This window comes from Actinoallomurus bryophytorum (genome assembly GCF_006716425.1).
GTDB classification, from domain to species: domain Bacteria; phylum Actinomycetota; class Actinomycetes; order Streptosporangiales; family Streptosporangiaceae; genus Actinoallomurus; species Actinoallomurus bryophytorum.
This window is the reverse complement of sequence record NZ_VFOZ01000001.1, coordinates 5,619,447-5,635,516: the sequence shown is the minus strand read 5'-3', so window position 1 is coordinate 5,635,516 and position 16,070 is coordinate 5,619,447. Positions and strand designations below refer to the sequence as shown.

18 protein-coding genes are annotated in these 16,070 nt (G+C 70.3%); 7 read left to right on the top strand and 11 right to left on the bottom strand.

Annotation, left to right across the window (positions count from 1 at the left end; translation table 11 throughout):
• Positions 1–15: 15 nt before the first annotated feature.
• Together FB559_RS26455 and FB559_RS26450 are read right to left on the bottom strand one after the other, a co-directional pair.
• Positions 16–648 (bottom strand): HhH-GDP family DNA glycosylase, encoded by a 633-nt coding sequence (locus tag FB559_RS26455; protein ID WP_141958669.1) that lies wholly within the window; start codon positions 646–648, stop codon positions 16–18.
• 39 nt (positions 649–687) lie between these two features.
• Positions 688–1,386, bottom strand: a complete 699-nt coding sequence (locus FB559_RS26450; RefSeq protein WP_141961928.1) for a sugar isomerase domain-containing protein — start codon at positions 1,384–1,386, stop codon at positions 688–690.
• A 113-nt stretch (positions 1,387–1,499) separates the two neighbouring features.
• On the opposite strand from FB559_RS26450, the gene FB559_RS26445 reads away from it, so the two are divergent.
• Both FB559_RS26445 and FB559_RS26440 read left to right on the top strand, forming a co-directional pair.
• Complete coding sequence (locus FB559_RS26445; RefSeq protein ID WP_141958667.1) at positions 1,500–2,699, top strand: sensor histidine kinase; 1,200 nt, start codon at positions 1,500–1,502, stop codon at positions 2,697–2,699.
• Entirely contained in the window at positions 2,696–3,301 is a 606-nt protein-coding gene (locus FB559_RS26440) for a response regulator transcription factor (RefSeq protein WP_141958665.1), read from the top strand. Before FB559_RS26445 ends, FB559_RS26440 begins: the two co-directional genes overlap by 4 nt.
• A 419-nt stretch (positions 3,302–3,720) precedes the next feature.
• Here the strand turns inward: FB559_RS26440 and FB559_RS26430 are convergent, their stop codons facing one another.
• Positions 3,721–4,416 carry a ribonuclease HII gene (locus tag FB559_RS26430; RefSeq protein WP_141958663.1) on the bottom strand — a complete coding sequence of 232 codons (696 nt, stop codon included), beginning with the start codon at positions 4,414–4,416 and terminating at the stop codon, positions 3,721–3,723.
• A 178-nt stretch (positions 4,417–4,594) separates the two neighbouring features.
• On the opposite strand from FB559_RS26430, the gene FB559_RS26425 reads away from it, so the two are divergent.
• The gene (locus FB559_RS26425; RefSeq protein ID WP_141958661.1) at positions 4,595–5,311 is read left to right on the top strand and encodes a DoxX family protein; all 717 of its coding nucleotides are present in this window, start codon (positions 4,595–4,597) and stop codon (positions 5,309–5,311) included.
• 141 nt (positions 5,312–5,452) lie between these two features.
• Here the strand turns inward: FB559_RS26425 and pgi are convergent, their stop codons facing one another.
• Positions 5,453–7,093 (bottom strand): glucose-6-phosphate isomerase, encoded by a 1,641-nt coding sequence (gene pgi / locus FB559_RS26420; protein WP_246122068.1) that lies wholly within the window; start codon positions 7,091–7,093, stop codon positions 5,453–5,455.
• A 105-nt stretch (positions 7,094–7,198) separates the two neighbouring features.
• On the bottom strand, positions 7,199–8,248 hold the full coding sequence (gene lplAB, locus FB559_RS26415) for a lipoate-protein ligase LplAB (protein WP_141958656.1): 1,050 nt from the start codon (positions 8,246–8,248) through the stop codon (positions 7,199–7,201).
• A 125-nt stretch (positions 8,249–8,373) separates the two neighbouring features.
• Here lplAB and FB559_RS26410 point away from each other — a divergent pair, with 125 nt between their 5' ends.
• Both FB559_RS26410 and FB559_RS26405 read left to right on the top strand, forming a co-directional pair.
• On the top strand, positions 8,374–8,862 hold the full coding sequence (locus tag FB559_RS26410; protein ID WP_141958654.1) for a MarR family winged helix-turn-helix transcriptional regulator: 489 nt from the start codon (positions 8,374–8,376) through the stop codon (positions 8,860–8,862).
• A gap of 77 nt (positions 8,863–8,939) precedes the next feature.
• Complete coding sequence (locus FB559_RS26405; protein WP_141958652.1) at positions 8,940–10,385, top strand: DHA2 family efflux MFS transporter permease subunit; 1,446 nt, start codon at positions 8,940–8,942, stop codon at positions 10,383–10,385.
• A gap of 6 nt (positions 10,386–10,391) precedes the next feature.
• On the opposite strand, the gene FB559_RS26400 is transcribed toward FB559_RS26405, so the two are convergent.
• Positions 10,392–10,961, bottom strand: coding sequence for a YceI family protein (locus tag FB559_RS26400; protein ID WP_141958650.1), 570 nt, complete (start codon positions 10,959–10,961; stop codon positions 10,392–10,394).
• 139 nt (positions 10,962–11,100) lie between these two features.
• Here FB559_RS26400 and FB559_RS26395 point away from each other — a divergent pair, with 139 nt between their 5' ends.
• Together FB559_RS26395 and FB559_RS26390 are read left to right on the top strand one after the other, a co-directional pair.
• Complete coding sequence (locus tag FB559_RS26395; protein ID WP_141958647.1) at positions 11,101–11,472, top strand: winged helix-turn-helix transcriptional regulator; 372 nt, start codon at positions 11,101–11,103, stop codon at positions 11,470–11,472.
• A 66-nt stretch (positions 11,473–11,538) separates the two neighbouring features.
• Entirely contained in the window at positions 11,539–13,029 is a 1,491-nt protein-coding gene (locus FB559_RS26390) for a cryptochrome/photolyase family protein (RefSeq protein WP_141958645.1), read from the top strand.
• A 66-nt stretch (positions 13,030–13,095) separates the two neighbouring features.
• On the opposite strand, the gene FB559_RS26385 is transcribed toward FB559_RS26390, so the two are convergent.
• Genes FB559_RS26385 through FB559_RS26365 form a run of 5 tightly spaced genes read right to left on the bottom strand, consistent with a single transcriptional unit; the run spans position 13,096 to position 16,048 of the window.
• On the bottom strand, positions 13,096–13,458 hold the full coding sequence (locus tag FB559_RS26385) for a hypothetical protein (RefSeq protein WP_141958643.1): 363 nt from the start codon (positions 13,456–13,458) through the stop codon (positions 13,096–13,098).
• Positions 13,459–13,515: 57 nt separating this feature from the next.
• Entirely contained in the window at positions 13,516–14,283 is a 768-nt protein-coding gene (locus tag FB559_RS26380; RefSeq protein ID WP_141958641.1) for a DUF2071 domain-containing protein, read from the bottom strand.
• Entirely contained in the window at positions 14,280–14,618 is a 339-nt protein-coding gene (locus FB559_RS26375) for a metalloregulator ArsR/SmtB family transcription factor (protein WP_141958639.1), read from the bottom strand. The genes FB559_RS26380 and FB559_RS26375 overlap by 4 nt, the downstream gene beginning before the upstream one ends.
• 58 nt (positions 14,619–14,676) lie before the next feature.
• A complete protein-coding gene (locus FB559_RS26370) occupies positions 14,677–15,150 on the bottom strand; it encodes a MarR family winged helix-turn-helix transcriptional regulator (protein WP_141958637.1) in 474 nt (157 codons plus the stop codon).
• A complete protein-coding gene (locus FB559_RS26365; protein ID WP_141958635.1) occupies positions 15,137–16,048 on the bottom strand; it encodes an N-acyl homoserine lactonase family protein in 912 nt (303 codons plus the stop codon). The genes FB559_RS26370 and FB559_RS26365 overlap by 14 nt, the downstream gene beginning before the upstream one ends.
• Positions 16,049–16,070 lie beyond the last annotated feature (22 nt).

Sequence of the window (16,070 nt, the reverse complement as noted above, 5' to 3'; positions counted from 1 at the left end):
ACAATGTTCGGGGATTTACGCCCCGACGAGCCGGGCGGCCAGCTTCTTGTCCTTGGCGACACGAACCAGCGCGGACGCGAGCCGGGCGAGTTCACGCTCCCCCACCAGCTCGGCGAGGCGTTTCGGGTCGGTGGGCAGACCGAGCCGGTCGGCGCCCTTGAGCGCGAGAGAGTCGAACGTCGGCCGCAGCCAGTGCCAGACGGCCTGCGCCTCGCGGCAGAAGATCTCCGCGCCGACCGGTCCGATGCCGGGGAACTCCTGGAGCGTCTCGCGCGCCGCGTCGGCGTCGCGCCCGACCCTGGCGGGAAACCTGCGCAGGTCGCCGTCGTAGTCCTCCATGACCTTCTCGGCCATGTCCCCGAGCCGGGTGGAGGTGCTCTCGTCGTAGCGGACGTAGTGCGCGCGGCCCAGGGCGTCGACGCGCTCCTGCCAGGTCAGCTTCGCCATCCCCCGTGGGGTGCCGCCGCCCGCCTCGAAGAGCTCGTGCGCCGCCGCGACCGCGATGTCCGCGTTGATGCGCGTGCTGAGCAGGTTCGTCAGGACCAGCAGCTTGAAGAGAGCGGCCGGCTGGTCCTTCAGCGTGATCCCCGCGTCTTCGGCGAAGGTATGGCCCGCCTCGGAGAGCAGCGTCTTTGTCGTGCGGTCCATGGGGCCACCTCCACTTGTGGCGGGCAGGTACGCAATGCCTTACCCCGCGGCGGAGCGTCTTAGTGCGGGGATCCGCACCGAGTACCGCTCAAGGAGCTCGATGTTGCGCTCGTCGCCGCCCGGGACGTTGGCGCTGACCCACAGGGGGAGGTCCGCGCGGTCGGCCATCCGGGTGAGAAGCAGGTTCCACAGGTACACACACGCCAGCGACGACAGCGCCGCGGTGCGCGGTGCCGCCTCGGGGTAGGAGACGTCGCCGGGCGGCACGAGCGTGTCGATGACCAGGTCGGCGACCTCGCCGAGCTTCACCGCCGCACGCGCCGGGGCGGCCGCCATCGAGGGGCCGGACACGAACGCGATCACCGGCAGGCCGTAGGACCTGGCCGTGGTGGCGAGCTCGACCGGGTAGGGGTTCGCACCGCTGTTGGAGAAGATCACCACGATGTCGCCCGGACGGGGCGCGGCCGCCTCCATGACCGGGGCCGCGACGCCGGACCGGCGTTCGGCCTCGGTGGCGGGCCAGGCGCCGTGCAGCGGTGAGATCTCCGGGGTGTAGAGCGGGTGCACGCAGGCCAGGCCGCCGGCGCGGAAGAACCCCTCCAGCACCAGGGCCAGTGAGTGCCCGGACCCGCCGGCGTAGACCAGTCCCCCGCTGGTCACGGGGCCCAGCAGCATCTCACAGGCGCGTTCGAGGGCGTCCGCGTTGTGCCGCTCCACGCGGTCGAGGTGTTCTCGCATCCAGTTCACGGAAGATCGGTCTACCAGGTCTGGTTTCCCTAGGACATTTGTCCCGGTCAAGAGTGGATGGACGGACGTGCCGGGCCTGTTCCGTGCCGCCGTAGGGTTTGCGCGTGGCGGGCAGCGAGGACGTTCCGGGCAGAACGGCCGGCGAACAGGTGACCGGGCACGGCGAGGAGCCGGCGGCCGGTTTCGCCGTGCATGTCGAGGACGGGCCCGGCCCGTTCGGCATCTATCCGTGGCTGCTGGTCGGGGTGGGCGCGGTCTCGCAGGTCCTGCACGGACGGGCGCGGCCCGTCTGGGCCTCCGCTCCGCTGCTGCTCCTCTTCGTCGGGCTGGTCCTCGCCGCGATCTGGTTCGGCTTCCGCCGCGGGCGCGGCGACCGGCTCGCGGTCGGCCTGCTCATGGCGCTGACCGTCGACGCGTTCGTCCTGGCGGGATGGTTCGGGCACGACATGAACGCGCTGTTCCCGCTGGCCGCCATGGCGTGCGGGGTCGTGGTGCCCTGGACGCGGCGTCCTTGGCCGGTGATCGTGGTCGGCTCGCTCTCGGTGCTGGCGGGGGTGGCCGCCTGGCTCCGCGGCGCCTCGGCCGAAGACGCCTTCGCCGTCTGGTACAGCACGCTGATCTCCGGGTTCATCGTCGCGACGATCCTCGTGTTGTTCAGCGCCATCAGAGAGCTGCGGGAGACCCGCGAGGAACTCGCGCGCACGGCCGTCTCCGAAGAACGCCTGCGGTTCGCCCGCGACCTGCACGACCTGCTCGGCCACACGCTGTCGGTGATGGTGGTCAAGGCACAGGCCGCGCGCAGGCTGATCCCCCGCGACGGCGGGCTCGCGGCCGAGCAGGCGGCCGACATCGAGACGATCGGCCGTGACGCCCTGCGGCAGGTACGCCTCGCGGTCAGCGGCTACCGCGGCCAGGGGCTGTCCGCCGAGATCGACGGGGCACGTGCCGCGCTGCGGGACTCGGGGATCTCGCTGACGGTCCGGCGGCACGGAGTCCCGCTTCCCGAAGAGGCCGGGGCCCTGCTCGGCTGGGCGGTACGCGAGGGCGTCACCAACGTCATCCGGCACAGCGGCGCCACGAGCTGTGAGATCTCGGTCGACGGCCGCGACGGCACCGCCGTCCTGTCGATCCGCGACGACGGCCGCGGCGGATCCGCGCCCAAGGGCAACGGGCTGCAGGGGCTGACCGAGCGGATCGGCGGCGCCGGCGGCCGGATCGAGGCGGGCCCGGCCGAACCCGGCGGCTACCTGCTGACCGTGAAGCTTCCCTTCACTACCCTCCCGGTGAAAGGGGAGGTTTCTTGATCAGGGTGCTGCTCGCGGAGGACCAGGGCATGATGCGCGGCGCGCTGGCGCTGCTGCTCGGCCTGGAGGAGGACTTCGAGGTGGTCGGGCAGGTCTCCACCGGCGACCAGATCGTGCCGACGGCGCTGGAGGTAGGTCCGGACGTGGCCGTCCTCGACATCGAGATGCCCGGCCGCAGCGGCCTCGACGCCGCCGCCGACCTGCACGCCGAGCTGCCCGCCTGCAAGATCCTCATCGTGACGACGTTCGGGCGGCCCGGCTACCTGCGCCGCGCGATGGAGGCCGGCGCGAGCGGCTTCCTCGTCAAGGACGGCCCCGTCGAGGACCTCGCCCACGCCATCCGCCGGGTGCTCGCGGGTGAGCGCGTCGTCGATCCCGAACTGGCCACCGCCGCGCTGAGCGCCGGCCCCAACCCGCTGACCGGCCGCGAGCGCGACGTGCTCGCCGCCGCCGTGGACGGCTCGACCATCGCCGACATCGCGCGGCGCCTGCACCTGTCGGAGAGCACGGTCCGCAACTACCTGTCCGCGGCGATCGGGAAGACCGGCTCGCGCAACCGCATCGAGGCCGTACGCGCCGCCCGCCACAACGGCTGGCTCTGAGGCCAGTCTCGAAGCCATGCTGGTGCCGTGTAGCGCCGCTTGGGTGGCGCCTCGGGTGGCGCCGCATGGGGTTATCCACAGAACCCCGCTCTACTTCCGCCCGCCGCTGTTCCCGCTGGACAATGAGAGTGGGATGGCACCCCCGGGCGGGTGGGCTCCAGGCGGGTGGGCTCCAGACGGGTGGGCTCCAGACGGGTGGGCTCCAGACCGGTGGGCTCCAGACCGGTGGGCTCCAGACCGGTGGGCTCCAGACCGGTGCGCCCCAGACCGGTGCGCCCCAGACCGGTGCGCCCCAGACCGGTGCGCCCCAGACCGGTGCGCCCCAGACCGGTGCGCCCCAGACCGGTGCGCCCCAGACCGGTGCGCCCCAGACGGGCGGGCCCCAGACCGAGGACTTCCACACAGGCCCTAAGGCCTGCTCAGATCAGCGACAGCTGCCCTTCGATCTCCGGGCGGTGCTTTTTGAGGTGCCGCCACTGCGGAAGGTCGTCGAGGTAGGACCAGGACAGCCGGTGGTGCGGGGTCGGCCCGAGCCGCTTCAGCGTCTCCTGGTGTACGGGTGAGGGGTAGCCGGCGTTGGCCGCGAAGCCGTACTCCTCGTGCCCGAGTCCGGCCATGAGCGTGTCGCGGTACACCTTGGCCAGTACGGACGCCGCCGCCACCGACACCGACCGCAGGTCGGCCTTGATCTCGGTGCGGACCGGCCAGGGGCGGCCCGAGGACACGCGGTCGCCTAGGAAATTGTGCTTGCCGTCGAGGATGACCGCGTCCGGGCGCTCGGGCAGGGCCTCGAGCGCGCGTACGGCCGAGCGGCGCAGTGCCTCGGTCATCCCCACCTCATCGATCTCCTCCGGGCCCGCCGCGCCGAACGCGTACGCGACGACCCAGCCCTCGAGCTCACCCGCGATCGCGGTGCGGCGGCGGGGGGTGAGCACCTTGGAGTCGGTGAGGCCCTGCGGAGGCACGGTCATGTCCGTGACGGCCGCGCAGACGACGACCGGCCCGGCCCAGGCGCCGCGGCCGACCTCGTCCACCCCCGCGACCCGCGTGGCTCCGGCGGCGGTCAGCTGCTCCTCGATCGCGTAGTCCGGAGCGGGCGTCTCGTCAGATCGCATGGCGGCCATCATGGCAGCCGGAGGCGGCGCGTCCCGCCGGCACACGCGGGCCGCGGGCCGGCACCTCGGGCGCCGGCAATTTCACGATCAAGCAACGGGGTGCCGAACCGAGTGGACGCCGATTCGCTCAGGGGCGGATGATCCCGTGGAGACGGATACGTCCGCAGGAAGGATTGACATGCGTAATCGGCCGATATACGACGTCGTCGCGCTGCTCGCCCGATGTGGTGTCGGCACGGTGTTCCTCGCCCACGGGTGGCAGAAGATCCAGGTGGGGGTTACCGCCACCGGGCGGAACCTGGACGCGATGGGTGCGCCGGCGCCCACAGCGGCGGCGGTCTACTCGACCTTCGTCGAGTTGCTGGGCGGCGCGGCGCTGATCCTGGGCCTGGCCCTCCCCGTCGCCGGGACGCTGCTCTTCCTGGACATGGCGGGTGCGCTGATCTTCGTGCACGCCAAGCACGGGATCTTCCTCGTGGACGGCGGCAACGTGCGGAACGGCTTCGAGCTGGTCCTCATCCTCGGCCTGGCCTCGCTCGTCTTCGCGGCCGGCGGAGGCGGGCGCCTCACCCTGGATCATCGGCTGTTCGGACGGGGCGGCACCCGGCCGGGCAAGGACGACGAGGACGACGAGGACGTGCCACCCTGGCGTGCCACGCCGGAGTCGTCGAAGGGCCGCGCCCTGTCGGCGCCCGAGCGTACGGCCTCGGCGGGGGAGTTCCCGGCTCCCCCGGAGACGGATGAGAAGTCCCCCTCCCAGCCACGGCTCGCGGCCGAGATGGTGACCGACACCTCCCGCGACGTGATCGTCGCCGGCAAGAAGAAGCCCGAGCCTTCCTCGGAGGACACGGCCCCGGTGCGGACACGGAAGAAGACGCCAAAGTCCGGCTCCTGACCGCCGGACGCCCGGCCTCCGCCACGGACGCCCGGCCTCGGTGGGACGGCCCGCTGGTCGCGGCCATGGGGGCGGCGCTGCGCGCCCACGACCCCCAGGCGCGCCCCGAGCCGTACACCTTGCCGGGCGTCCGTGGCGTGCTCAGCGGCCCCGCAGCTCGCGGTAGCGCCGCACCAGGCTCGCGGTCGAGCCGTCCAGGTCGCCGGTGTCCTCCGCCCCGCTCAGGCGCGGCTCCAGCTTCTTGGCCAGCACCTTGCCGAGCTCGACCCCCCACTGGTCGAAGGAGTTGATCCCCCAGATCGCGCCCTGGACGAAGACCTTGTGCTCGTACAGCGCGATGAGCTGGCCGAGCACCGACGGCGTCAGCTCGGTGGCCAGGATGGTGTTGGTCGGCCGGTTGCCGCGGAAGGTGCGGTGTGGCACCTGCTCGGCCGGTACGCCCTCGGCCGCGACCTCCTCGGCGGTCTTGCCGAAGGCCAGGGCCTGCCCCTGCGCGAAGAGGTTCGCCATCAGCAGGTCGTGCTGGCCCGCCAGGTCGCCGAGCTCGGCGATCGGGTTGGCGAAGCCGATCAGGTCGGCCGGGACGAGCTTGGTCCCCTGGTGGAGCAGCTGGTAGTAGGCGTGCTGCCCGTTCGTACCCGGCGTGCCCCACACGATCGGGCCGGTCTCCCACTCCACCGGCCTCCCCTGCCGGTCGACCGACTTGCCGTTCGACTCCATGTCGAGCTGCTGGAGGTAGTCGGTGAACCGGGACAGGTAGTGGCTGTACGGGAGCACGGCATAGGTCTGCGCGCCGTAGAAGTCGTCGTACCAGACGCCGAGCAGGCCGAGCAGCATCGGCAGGTTGCGCTCCGGCGGTGCCGTACGGAAGTGCTCGTCCATCTGGTGGAAGCCGTCCAGCATCTCGCGGAACCGCTCCGGGCCGAGGGCCACCACGAGCGACAGCCCGATGGCCGAGTCGAAGGAGTACCGGCCACCCACCCAGTCCCAGAACCCGAACATGTTCGCCGTGTCGATGCCGAACTTGGCGACCTGGTCGGCGTTGGTGGAGACCGCGACGAAGTGCTTGGCCACGGCGGCCTCGTCACCGAGCCCCGACACCAGCCACTGCCGCGCCGAGGTGGCGTTCGTGATCGTCTCGACGGTGGTGAAGGTCTTGGAGGCGACGATGAACAGCGTCTCGGCCGGGTCCAGGTCGCGTAGCGCCTCGTGCAGGTCGGCGCCGTCCACGTTCGAGACGAACCGGAACACCCGTGACCGGTCGCTGTAGGTGCGCAGGGCTTCATAGGCCATCTTCGGGCCGAGGTCGGAGCCGCCGATGCCGATGTTGACGACATTGCGGATCGGCCGGCCCGTGAACCCGGTCCACTCGCCCGACCTCACCTGGTCGGCGAACTGGGCCATCCGGTCCAACACCTCGTGCACGGCGGGCACGACGTTCTCGCCGTCGACCTCGATGGTCGCCGTACGCGGGGCGCGCAGCGCGACGTGCAGCACGGCGCGGTTCTCGGTGAAATTGATCTTCTCGCCGGCGAACATGGCGTCCCGCAGCTCCGTCACGCCGCGGGCGGCGGCCAGCTCACGCAGCAGGCGCAATGTCTCGTCGGTCACCCGGTTGCGCGAGTAGTCGACGTACAGGTCGCCGGCCTCGAGCGCGTACCGGCTCCCCCGCTCGGGATCGGCGGCGAAGAGCTCACGCAACTGCTGGTCACGCGTCTCCTCATAGTGCCGCCGCAGAGCCTGCCACTGGTCGGTCTGGTCCAGCCGCACGCTGTCGGACATCATTGCCTCCGTCTCATCGGCCCTCGACGTCGCTGCGCCGGGTGCCTCATCAGCCCATCCAACCGAACGCGCCGGGACGAGGGGTAAGGAACCCCCGCGAGCCGATCAGGGAACTCTCGCAGTCCATTCGGCGGTGCCGAACTTGTCCGCCACTCTCTTCTCGGCGGCGCGGAGTTCGGCGGCGCCGAGCCGGTCGTCCGTCAGTCCGTACCGGCCACGGAAGTGGCCGATCATACGATCGATGACCTCCGCCCGCGGCATGCCCGTCTGGCGCCGCAGCGGGTCCACCCGCTTCTTCGCGCTCTTGATGCCCTTGTCGGACAGCTTCTCCCGGCCGATGCGCAGGATCTGCAGCATCTTGTCCGCGTCGATGTCGTAGGACATGGTCACGTGGTGGAGAACGGCGCCCCCGCTCAGTCTCTTCTGCGCCGCGCCGGCGATCTTGCCCTGGTCGGAGGTGATGTCGTTCAGCGGCTGGTACCAGGCGCGGATGCCCACCTCGCCGAGGGCGCCCAGCACCCAGTCGTCCAGGAACGCGTAGCTGTCGGCGAAGCTCATCCCCTGTACGAGCGAGACCGGGGCGTACAGCGAGTAGGTGATCGTGTTGCCCGGCTCGATGAACATGGCGCCACCGCCGCTGATCCGGCGGACCACCGTGACCCCGTACCTGCGGGCCGCCTCGGCGTCGACCTCGTTGCGCAGCGACTGGAAGCTGCCGATGACCACCGCGGGAGCCGCCCATTCCCACACGCGCAGCGTCGGGGGCCGGCGGCCAGCCGCCACCTCCTCGGTGAGCACCTCGTCGATGGCCATGTGCAGCGCCGGGTCCTGCGGTCCCTCGTGAATGAGGCGCCAGTCGTAGTCGTGCCAGTCGGCGGCGTGGGTCAACGCGCGGCGTACCGCGATGCCGACGGCCTCCGCGGAGAAGCCGAGCATCATCGTGCCGGCCGGTAGCCCGGCATCGATGCGGGCCGCGATGTCACGTGCCTCCAGGTGCGCGGGCAGGCCGTCGAGGGCGGCCGTGATGCGCTCCAGCGCGTGGTCCGGCTCGAGGAAGAAGTCCCCGCTGACCAGGGTGTTCCGCAACCGGCCGTCCTCGAGGTCGAAGTCGACGACCACGAGCTTGCCCCCTGGCACCTTGTACTCACCGTGCATCTCGGCATCCCCGCTCCGTGTGCTGGCGTCCCCGTGACGCGAACACCTCAACCGCACGCGCCGCGCTCCGATTCCAAAATTGGTTCGATGGGCGGATAATCTGCTAGCGGACGTAGAATCGAGGCATGACCGCCAGCGCACCGACGCGTACCGTCCTCGACCTGTCCTTCCTGTTCTCCCAGGCCAGTCACGTGCTCGCGACGCAGATGGCCGCGGCCTTCGCCGAGACCGACATCACGCCCCGCGAGTACTGCGTGCTCTTCCACGCGCAGGAGGCCGAACGGACCCAGATCCAGCTGGCCAAGATCTCCGATCTGGACAAGACGACGATGGTGGTGACCGTCGACGAGCTGGAAAGGGCCGGGCTCGCCGAACGCCGCCCGTCGAGCACGGACCGCCGGGCGCGGATCATCGCGGTGACGAAGGCGGGCGAGCAGGCCGTCGCCGAGGGGATGGCGGTCGCCGACCGGGTGCACCGCGAAGTCCTGGCCGCGCTGCCGGAAGACCAGCGCGAGGTGTTCGTGAACGCGCTGACCGGACTGGTCGGAGGGCACCTGTCCACACCGGTCGAGTCGGAGCATCCCGTACGGCGGCCGCGACAGAAGAAGATTTAGATCCATAAAGGATCGTCTACTTCCGGACTATCTGTTACGGTCATTCCTGTTGGCCTCAGCGAACAGGAGCCGCCCTCATGCCCGCACCCTCCCGTTCCGCCGCGCTCGTCGTGCTTTGCGCCGGAATGTTGATGATCATTCTTGACGGCAGCATCGTGACCGTCGCCCTGCCGGCGATCCAGCGCGACCTGGACCTGTCCCCCGCGAGCCTCACCTGGATCGTCAACTCCTACATGATCGCCTTCGGTGGTCTGCTCCTGCTGGCCGGACGGCTCGGCGACCTGCTCGGCCGCAAGCGGATGTTCGTCGCGGGCCTGGCGGTCTTCACCGTGGCGTCGCTGCTCTGCGGGGTCTCCACGGGGCAGGACATGCTGATCGCCATGCGGTTCGTCCAGGGCGCCGGCGGGGCGATGGCCTCGGCGGTGAGCCTCGGAATGATCGTGACGCACTTCCCCGAGCCGCGGGAGCGTGCCCGGGCGATCGGCGCCTTCAGCTTCGTCGGCGCCGCAGGCGCCTCGATCGGCTCGGTTCTGGGCGGGATCCTCACCCAGGCCGTGAGCTGGCACTGGATCTTCTTCATCAACCTGCCCATCGGCGCGGCCGCCGCGCTCCTGGCGGTACGGGTCCTGGCGCCCGACCAGGGCCTCGGACTCCGGGTGGGTGCCGACGCCCTCGGTGCCGTGCTGGTCACCGGCGGGTTGATGCTGGGCGTCTACACGATCGTCGAGACGAGCCGTTACGGGTGGACGTCCGCGCACACGCTCGGCCTCGCCGCGGTCACCATCGTGCTGCTCGCCGGTTTCATCATGCGGCAGGCCACCGCGACGGCACCCCTGCTGCCGCTGCGGACGTTCCGATCGCGGAATGTCACGGGAGCCAACCTGGTCCAGGTGCTGATGGTGTCCGCGATGTTCGGGTTCCAGATCCTCATCGCCCTGTACCTGCAGAACGTCCGCGGTTACGGCGCCGCGGAGACCGGGCTGGCGATGCTCCCGGCGGCCGTGACGATCGGCGTGGTGTCGCTCGGCTTCTCCGCGCGGCTGATCGGGCGGTTCGGCGAGCGCCGTGTCCTGCTCGCCGGAATCGCGCTACTGGTCGCCGCCATCGGACTGCTCACGCGGTTGCCCGTCCACGCCGGATACGTCGTGGACCTGCTGCCGACGATGATCCTGGCAGGCGGCTTCGGCCTGGCGATCTCGGCGGTCACCGCGCTCGGCATGTCCGGGGCCGGCGCCGCCGACGCCGGCCTCGTATCGGGGCTGTTCAACACGTCCCAGCAGGTCGGCGGCGCACTCGGCGTCGCGGTCCTGTCCACGTTCGCCGCCGCGCGCACCCGTGCTCTGCTCGCCACGGGACACGACCGCGCCTCCGCGCTGACCGGCGGTTTCCACGTGGCGTTCGGGATCGGCACCGGTCTGCTGCTCATCGCCTTCGTCCTCGCCGCCGCGGTCCTGCGGCGGCCTCGCGTGCCGGCGGCGCGGGCGGCGGAGGAAGAGGTACCGGCCGCCTCCCCCGCCGCCTGACGCCGGTCAGGCGCCGGTGTCGAGTATCGCCTCGATCTCCAGCACGATCTGCACCTTCTCCGACACCATGACGCCGCCGGGGATGTCCATGTTGAAGGTGACGCCGAAGTCGCTCCGGTTGATCTGACCGGTGGCGGTGAAACCGGCACGGGCCCCGCCCTCGGCGGCGGCGGGGTCCGGACCGAAGCCGCCGATCTCCAGCGTCAGCGGCACGGGCCGGGTCACACCCTTCAGGGTGAGCTCGCCGTCGAGTACGAGGTCACCGCCGTCACGGCGGATGCCGGTGGAGTGGTACGTCATGGTCGGGTGCTTCTCGACCTCGAAGAAGTCCGCGGAGCGGATGTGGTCGTCCCGCTGCTGGTTGCTCGTGTCGATCGAGGCCAGGTCGATCGTCGCCGTCACGGTCGACCTCAGCGGGTCGTCCGCGGTCACGATGCGGCCCTCGAACTTCGTGAAGTGCCCGCGCACCTTGCTGACCATCGCGTGCCGGACGACGAAACCCACATCGGAGTGGACCGGGTCGACGGTCCAGGTGCCCGCGACGTACCCGGGGATCTCGACAAGCTCGGCGGTCATCATGTCTCCTGATTCCGAAAAGTAAGCTGATTCCTCTTGATGTTGCTGGTTCCAGATGGGAACCACCTTTATCCTGGGACGACTCACTCAGACCGCACAAGAAGGCATGTTTTTCTGCCTCAGGCACCAGGAGATAACCATGGGCTCGCCTGCCGTTTCGCAGAACGGTCACCCGGCCGCGTGCCGGGCCCGCGAGGTCCTCATCCGCATCGGGGACAAGTGGTCGATGTATGTGATCTCTCAGCTCGGTGAGCGCACCCTGCGGTTCACCGAGCTGAAGCGCGGCATCGACGGAATCAGCCAGCGCATGCTGACGGTCACCCTGCGCGGGCTCGAACGCGACGGCATCGTGTCCCGGACCGTGTACCCGGTGGTTCCCCCGCGCGTGGAGTACGCCCTCACCCCGATGGGCCGCACCCTGCTCGAGTCCGTCGGCGCGCTCGTCAACTGGGCCGAGGATCATCTTGGGGAGATCCAGGGCTCCCGCACGGCGTACGACACCCGGGACTGACGGCCCCCGGCGGTCGCCGGCCCGTGGGAGGCGTCCGGCCGCCTCCCAGTGGCAAGACTCAAGGTCATGGGAGCAACGACGCCACTCTGGCTGTTCGGGGACCAGCTCGGCCGCCACTTTCACGCGACTCCGCAGAACCGGGACCGCGAGGTGCTGCTGATCGAGTCGGCCGCCGCTCTGGGCCGGCGGCCGTACCACCGCCAGAAGCTGCACCTCGTGCTCTCGGCGATGCGTCATCTCGCCGAGGAGCTCGGGGACCGCGCCACGGTGATCCGTGCCCGTACGTACCGCGAGGGCCTGGCGCGGTTCGGCCGTCCGGTCGTCGTCCACGAGCCCGGGTCACACGCGGCCGCGCACCTGGTCGCCGAGCTCGTACGGGAGGGCGTCGCCGAGACGGAGCTGCCCACACCGGGCTTCATCCTGCCCAGGCCCGACTTCGCGGACTGGGCGGAGGGCCGCAAACGCCTGCTGATGGAGGACTTCTACCGCGACCAGCGGCGCCGGTTCGGCGTGCTGCTGGAGGCCGACGGCACACCGGTCGGCGGGACCTGGAACCTCGACCGCGCCAACCGCGAGCGGCCTCCGCGCCAGGCGACGCTCGGTGTACCCGGCGCGTACCACCCGCGCGAGGACGAGATCGACCACGGGGTGCGGCGCGACCTGGACCGGCTGCACGACGAGGGCGGCATCGACACGGTCGGCGACGACGGCCCGCGCCTCTTCCCGGTCACCCATGCCGAGGCGCACCGGGCACTCCGAAGGTTCGTCACGGCGCGGCTGCCCGCGTTCGGCACCCACCAGGACGCGATGCTGGCGGGCGACTGGGCGATGGCGCACGCCCTGCTGTCGGTGCCGCTCAACCTCGGGCTGCTCGCACCGCTGGACGTGGTCCGGCAGGTCGAGCGGTGCCAGGGCGACGCGCCGCTGAACAGCGTGGAGGGCCTCATCCGGCAGATCCTGGGCTGGCGGGAGTGGATCTGGCATCTGTACTGGCATCTCGGCCCGGACTACCTGGACCGCAACGCGCTGGACGCCACCACGGCACTTCCGTCCTGGTGGCGGCGGCTGGATACGACGGACGTGGCGGCCCGGTGCCTGCATGTCGCGCTCGAGGGCGTACGTGAGCGGGGCTACGCCCACCACATCCAGCGGCTGATGGTGCTGGGAAACCACGCCCTGCAACGCGGCTACGCGCCACGCGCCCTGACCGACTGGTTCGCGACCGCCTTCGTCGACGGCTTCCCCTGGGTCATGCCGGCGAACGTCATCGGCATGAGCCAGTACGCGGACGGGGGGATCACGGCGACCAAGCCGTACGCGGCCGGCGGCGCGTACATCAACGCCATGAGCGACTACTGCGGGGACTGCCGGTACGACCCGGCGACCCGGGTCGGGCCGGACGCCTGTCCGTTCACCGCTGGATACTGGGCCTGGCTGGACCGCAATGACTCCCGGCTGAAGGGCAACCGCCGGATGGCGCGGCCGCTGAGCGGCCTGCGCCGGCTACGGGATCGCGCCGCCGTCGTCGAGCAGGAAAGGCATCGGGAGCGGTACTGAGACGCATGTCCGCTATCGGCTCCCCGGCCCGCCGTCCCGGCGGCGGCGCGATTATCCGCAGGTATTTCAGTGGGCTACGACTGCGTCAGCGGCATTGACGTCTTTGTGGAATCGCTTGTTGATGTAGAGACGCTCACCAAGCGTTTCACAGCGCCACCACAGGCCGCTCGGCTGGCCGATACGGGTGCCGCGCGGGAGCTCCCTGAGGATCTCTTTCACCGGGGTCATGCTGAGCCGCCCCGACTTGCACACCAGGATGCGCCGGTCCGTCACGACGACGACCCGGTAGGCATTCGACAGAATGATGATCCAGTAGGAGATCAACGCGAAGTACTGGCTGGTCGTCTGGGCGCAGAAGACCGACTGGATGGTCTCTCCGGGCTGAAGATGATGAGCCGCATTCTTGCGAAGCTTATCGCGTAGAGCCAATGCTAAGCCTTTCTCACGAATCGGAAAGCCCAAGGTACTGGCGTTCGGGATCAGCGTCTATGAAGTCCGCCGCTTTTCTCCGCGCGACCTCGCCGGCAAGACGTCCACCTTCGCCGGCGCCACGGGTTGCCACGTCACCGGCAGGTCGCGCATCAGCAGAGCGCAGTCGAGTGTGGCGCTGCCCCGCGGGAAACGCTCCGGGTCGTCGAAAAAGGACGACGTGACGCGACGGATCTCCAAAGGCTCAACGCGCCACGAACCGGCGTGAAGCGCAACCCCGTCCAGCTTCACGCCGTTCCGTCCCGGCGAAAATCCCACCGACCCGTCCCTGAAGAACCGCGACGCCTCGTCCAATCCGGCGAACAGGGCACTCCCGGTGAGCCGCCCGGCGAGCCGGGCGGCCACGCTCACACGCGTCGTGCCGTCGCGAGCGGCGAGGGAGACGTCGAAGTCCTCGGCCGTCTCGCGTACGTCGAAGACCGCCCGCCGCAGCCTGCCGGGGAACACCCGGCCGCCGGCCGCGACGCCGACCAGTGAGTCGCTGTCCCGGCGCGGGATGTAGACGCCGGTGCGCCTGCCCATCGGCCCGTCCCACTCGACGGCGATCCGGTGCGCGGCGTTCTCACTGCGCACGCCCGAGGCACCGGGCATCCACGCGGGCCGTACCTGGCCCAGGCGGATCAGGCAGATACCCGCGACCGCCCAGCCGTTGATCTCCTGCGGGCGCAGCGGAGCGGGCAGCAGCCCCGCGGCGATCCCGGGGTCGACGCGGTAGTTCACCAGAAGCCGTCGTTCGACGACGCTCGCCAGCCGTGGTCCCCTCATCCCGGATCTCCCCTCTCGACGGCCCGCTGCCGAAGCCGCCGTGAGACGACCTCCTCGGGACAGACCGCGCTCAGGAACCTGCCGACGCACAACGCCAGCCGCTCCTCCACCAGCGAGTAGAAGATCCGGTTGGCCTCACGCCGCTCGCGGATGAGCCCGGCCCCCTTGAGCACACCGAGATGCCTCGACACCGACGGGCCGCTGAGCGGAAACCGCGCGGCGATCTCCCCGGCGGCCAGCTCCCCCGAGCGCAGCTCGGTGAGGATCTGCCGGCGCGTCGAGTCCGCCAGCGCCCGGAAGACGCTCGCCTCGTCCGCCGTACCGATCTCTTCCATGATTACTATTTAGCACAGTAGCTAAATACAAAACAAGGGTGCCGGACTTTCCATACCGTCAGGAGCGGGGCTCCTCTGAGATGGCGATCCGGCGAGCGAGGGCCTGACCGGCCGGCAGCCCGGCGACGAACGTCCGGAGAAAGCCGGTGACCTGCTGGAGGTCGTGGCCTCCGGCGGCGTCGTCGATGGACCGGTATAGGTCCTCTTCGATACCGGCGACCCGCCGGGCGAGGCGCCCGCCCTCCTCGGTGAGGGAGAGCTCGATGTGGCGGCGGTCCAGTGCCGACACCTGGCGGTCGACCAGGCCGCCCGCGGTGAGCCGGTCGACCAGGCGGCTGGGATTGTTGCCGCTCTCGCAGATGAGCAGCTCGCCGAGCCCGGTGAGGGTGAGCGGCTGGTGCTCCTCGAGGATTCGGAGCACCTCGGCCTGGGAGGAGGTGAGCCCCAGGGGCTTGAGGGCCTGGCCGAGCAGCCGGTTGCCCTCCCGCTGGGCGGCCAGGATCAGAAAGCGGAGTTCTTCAGCGGTTCTCACGGAGGTCCCGTCTCTCGGCAAGGGCGCTGGTCACGGGCGCCAGCCGTGCGGCCGCTCCCGGATCGTGGGCCGGCAGGATCACCAGCCCCGGGTTATTGTCCCGCAGCTCGTTGATCGCCTTGGTGGTGGCGTCCAGCGACCGCCGCTCCCCGACTCCCGGAAGATGTCCCTCCTCGAGCAGGTGGACGTCGTAGGTCAGGTCGCCGACCATGAGCAGCGGCGGATGCGCGGGGCTCCGGACGAGCAGGGACATCGAGCCGGGAGTGTGGCCGGGAGTGGGGAGCAGCACGAGGCTGCCGTCGCCGAACAGGTCGTGGCCGGCCGTGAAGGGCGTGAGCCCGTCACCGTCGACGGCACCGAACTCGACGCGCTTCCAGCGCACCCCGGGCAGGTCGATGTGGGACCGCAGGAGTCCCCGCATCTCCGGCAGGGAGCCATCGAGCGTCCGCCATTCCTGCTCGCCGACCACGATCTCGGCGCCGGTCAGCTCGCGCAGCCCGCCGATGTGGTCCTGGTGCAGGTGCGAGAGCACGACCGTGTGCACGTCCGCGATGTCGTAGCCGATGGCGGCCAGCTGTGCGGTGAGGGTGTCGGCGGGGCCGACGTCGAAGCGTGCCAGCCGGTCGTACAGCACGCCGGCGACGCCGCCGGGGAAGTAGTCGGCGTCGGTGACCGACGCCCGGTCCTGACCGGCGTCGAACAGCACCAGGCCATCGCCGCGTTCGATCACATAGACGTTGATCGGCAACGGGTCCGTCCACCGGCGGGAGGTGAACAGCCACCAGTACATCGGCTTGCGATCGCGGGCCGCGTGCTCCGGGTGGATCACCACCGTCCCCGTGCTGACCACGGACACCTGCTTGATCGGGCTCGTCGAGCCATTCTTCTCGTCGCTCATGGAAGTTATATTACACGACATA

Bases quoted from the DNA above. Each gene is read 5' to 3' on its own strand.
- FB559_RS26455 (WP_141958669.1), bottom strand. From the start codon at position 648: ATGGACCGCACGACAAAGACGCTGCTCTCCGAGGCGGGCCATACCTTC.
- FB559_RS26425 (WP_141958661.1), top strand. From the start codon at position 4,595: ATGCGTAATCGGCCGATATACGACGTCGTCGCGCTGCTCGCCCGATGT.
- FB559_RS26410 (WP_141958654.1), top strand. From the start codon at position 8,374: ATGACCGCCAGCGCACCGACGCGTACCGTCCTCGACCTGTCCTTCCTG.
- FB559_RS26380 (WP_141958641.1), bottom strand. From the start codon at position 14,283: ATGAGGGGACCACGGCTGGCGAGCGTCGTCGAACGACGGCTTCTGGTG.
- FB559_RS26365 (WP_141958635.1), bottom strand. From the start codon at position 16,048: ATGAGCGACGAGAAGAATGGCTCGACGAGCCCGATCAAGCAGGTGTCC.
- pgi (WP_246122068.1), bottom strand. From the start codon at position 7,093: ATGTCCGACAGCGTGCGGCTGGACCAGACCGACCAGTGGCAGGCTCTG.
- FB559_RS26430 (WP_141958663.1), bottom strand. From the start codon at position 4,416: ATGCGATCTGACGAGACGCCCGCTCCGGACTACGCGATCGAGGAGCAG.
- FB559_RS26405 (WP_141958652.1), top strand. From the start codon at position 8,940: ATGCCCGCACCCTCCCGTTCCGCCGCGCTCGTCGTGCTTTGCGCCGGA.
- FB559_RS26390 (WP_141958645.1), top strand. From the start codon at position 11,539: ATGGGAGCAACGACGCCACTCTGGCTGTTCGGGGACCAGCTCGGCCGC.
- FB559_RS26450 (WP_141961928.1), bottom strand. From the start codon at position 1,386: ATGCGAGAACACCTCGACCGCGTGGAGCGGCACAACGCGGACGCCCTC.
- FB559_RS26395 (WP_141958647.1), top strand. From the start codon at position 11,101: ATGGGCTCGCCTGCCGTTTCGCAGAACGGTCACCCGGCCGCGTGCCGG.
- lplAB (WP_141958656.1), bottom strand. From the start codon at position 8,248: ATGCACGGTGAGTACAAGGTGCCAGGGGGCAAGCTCGTGGTCGTCGAC.
- FB559_RS26375 (WP_141958639.1), bottom strand. From the start codon at position 14,618: ATGGAAGAGATCGGTACGGCGGACGAGGCGAGCGTCTTCCGGGCGCTG.
- FB559_RS26400 (WP_141958650.1), bottom strand. From the start codon at position 10,961: ATGACCGCCGAGCTTGTCGAGATCCCCGGGTACGTCGCGGGCACCTGG.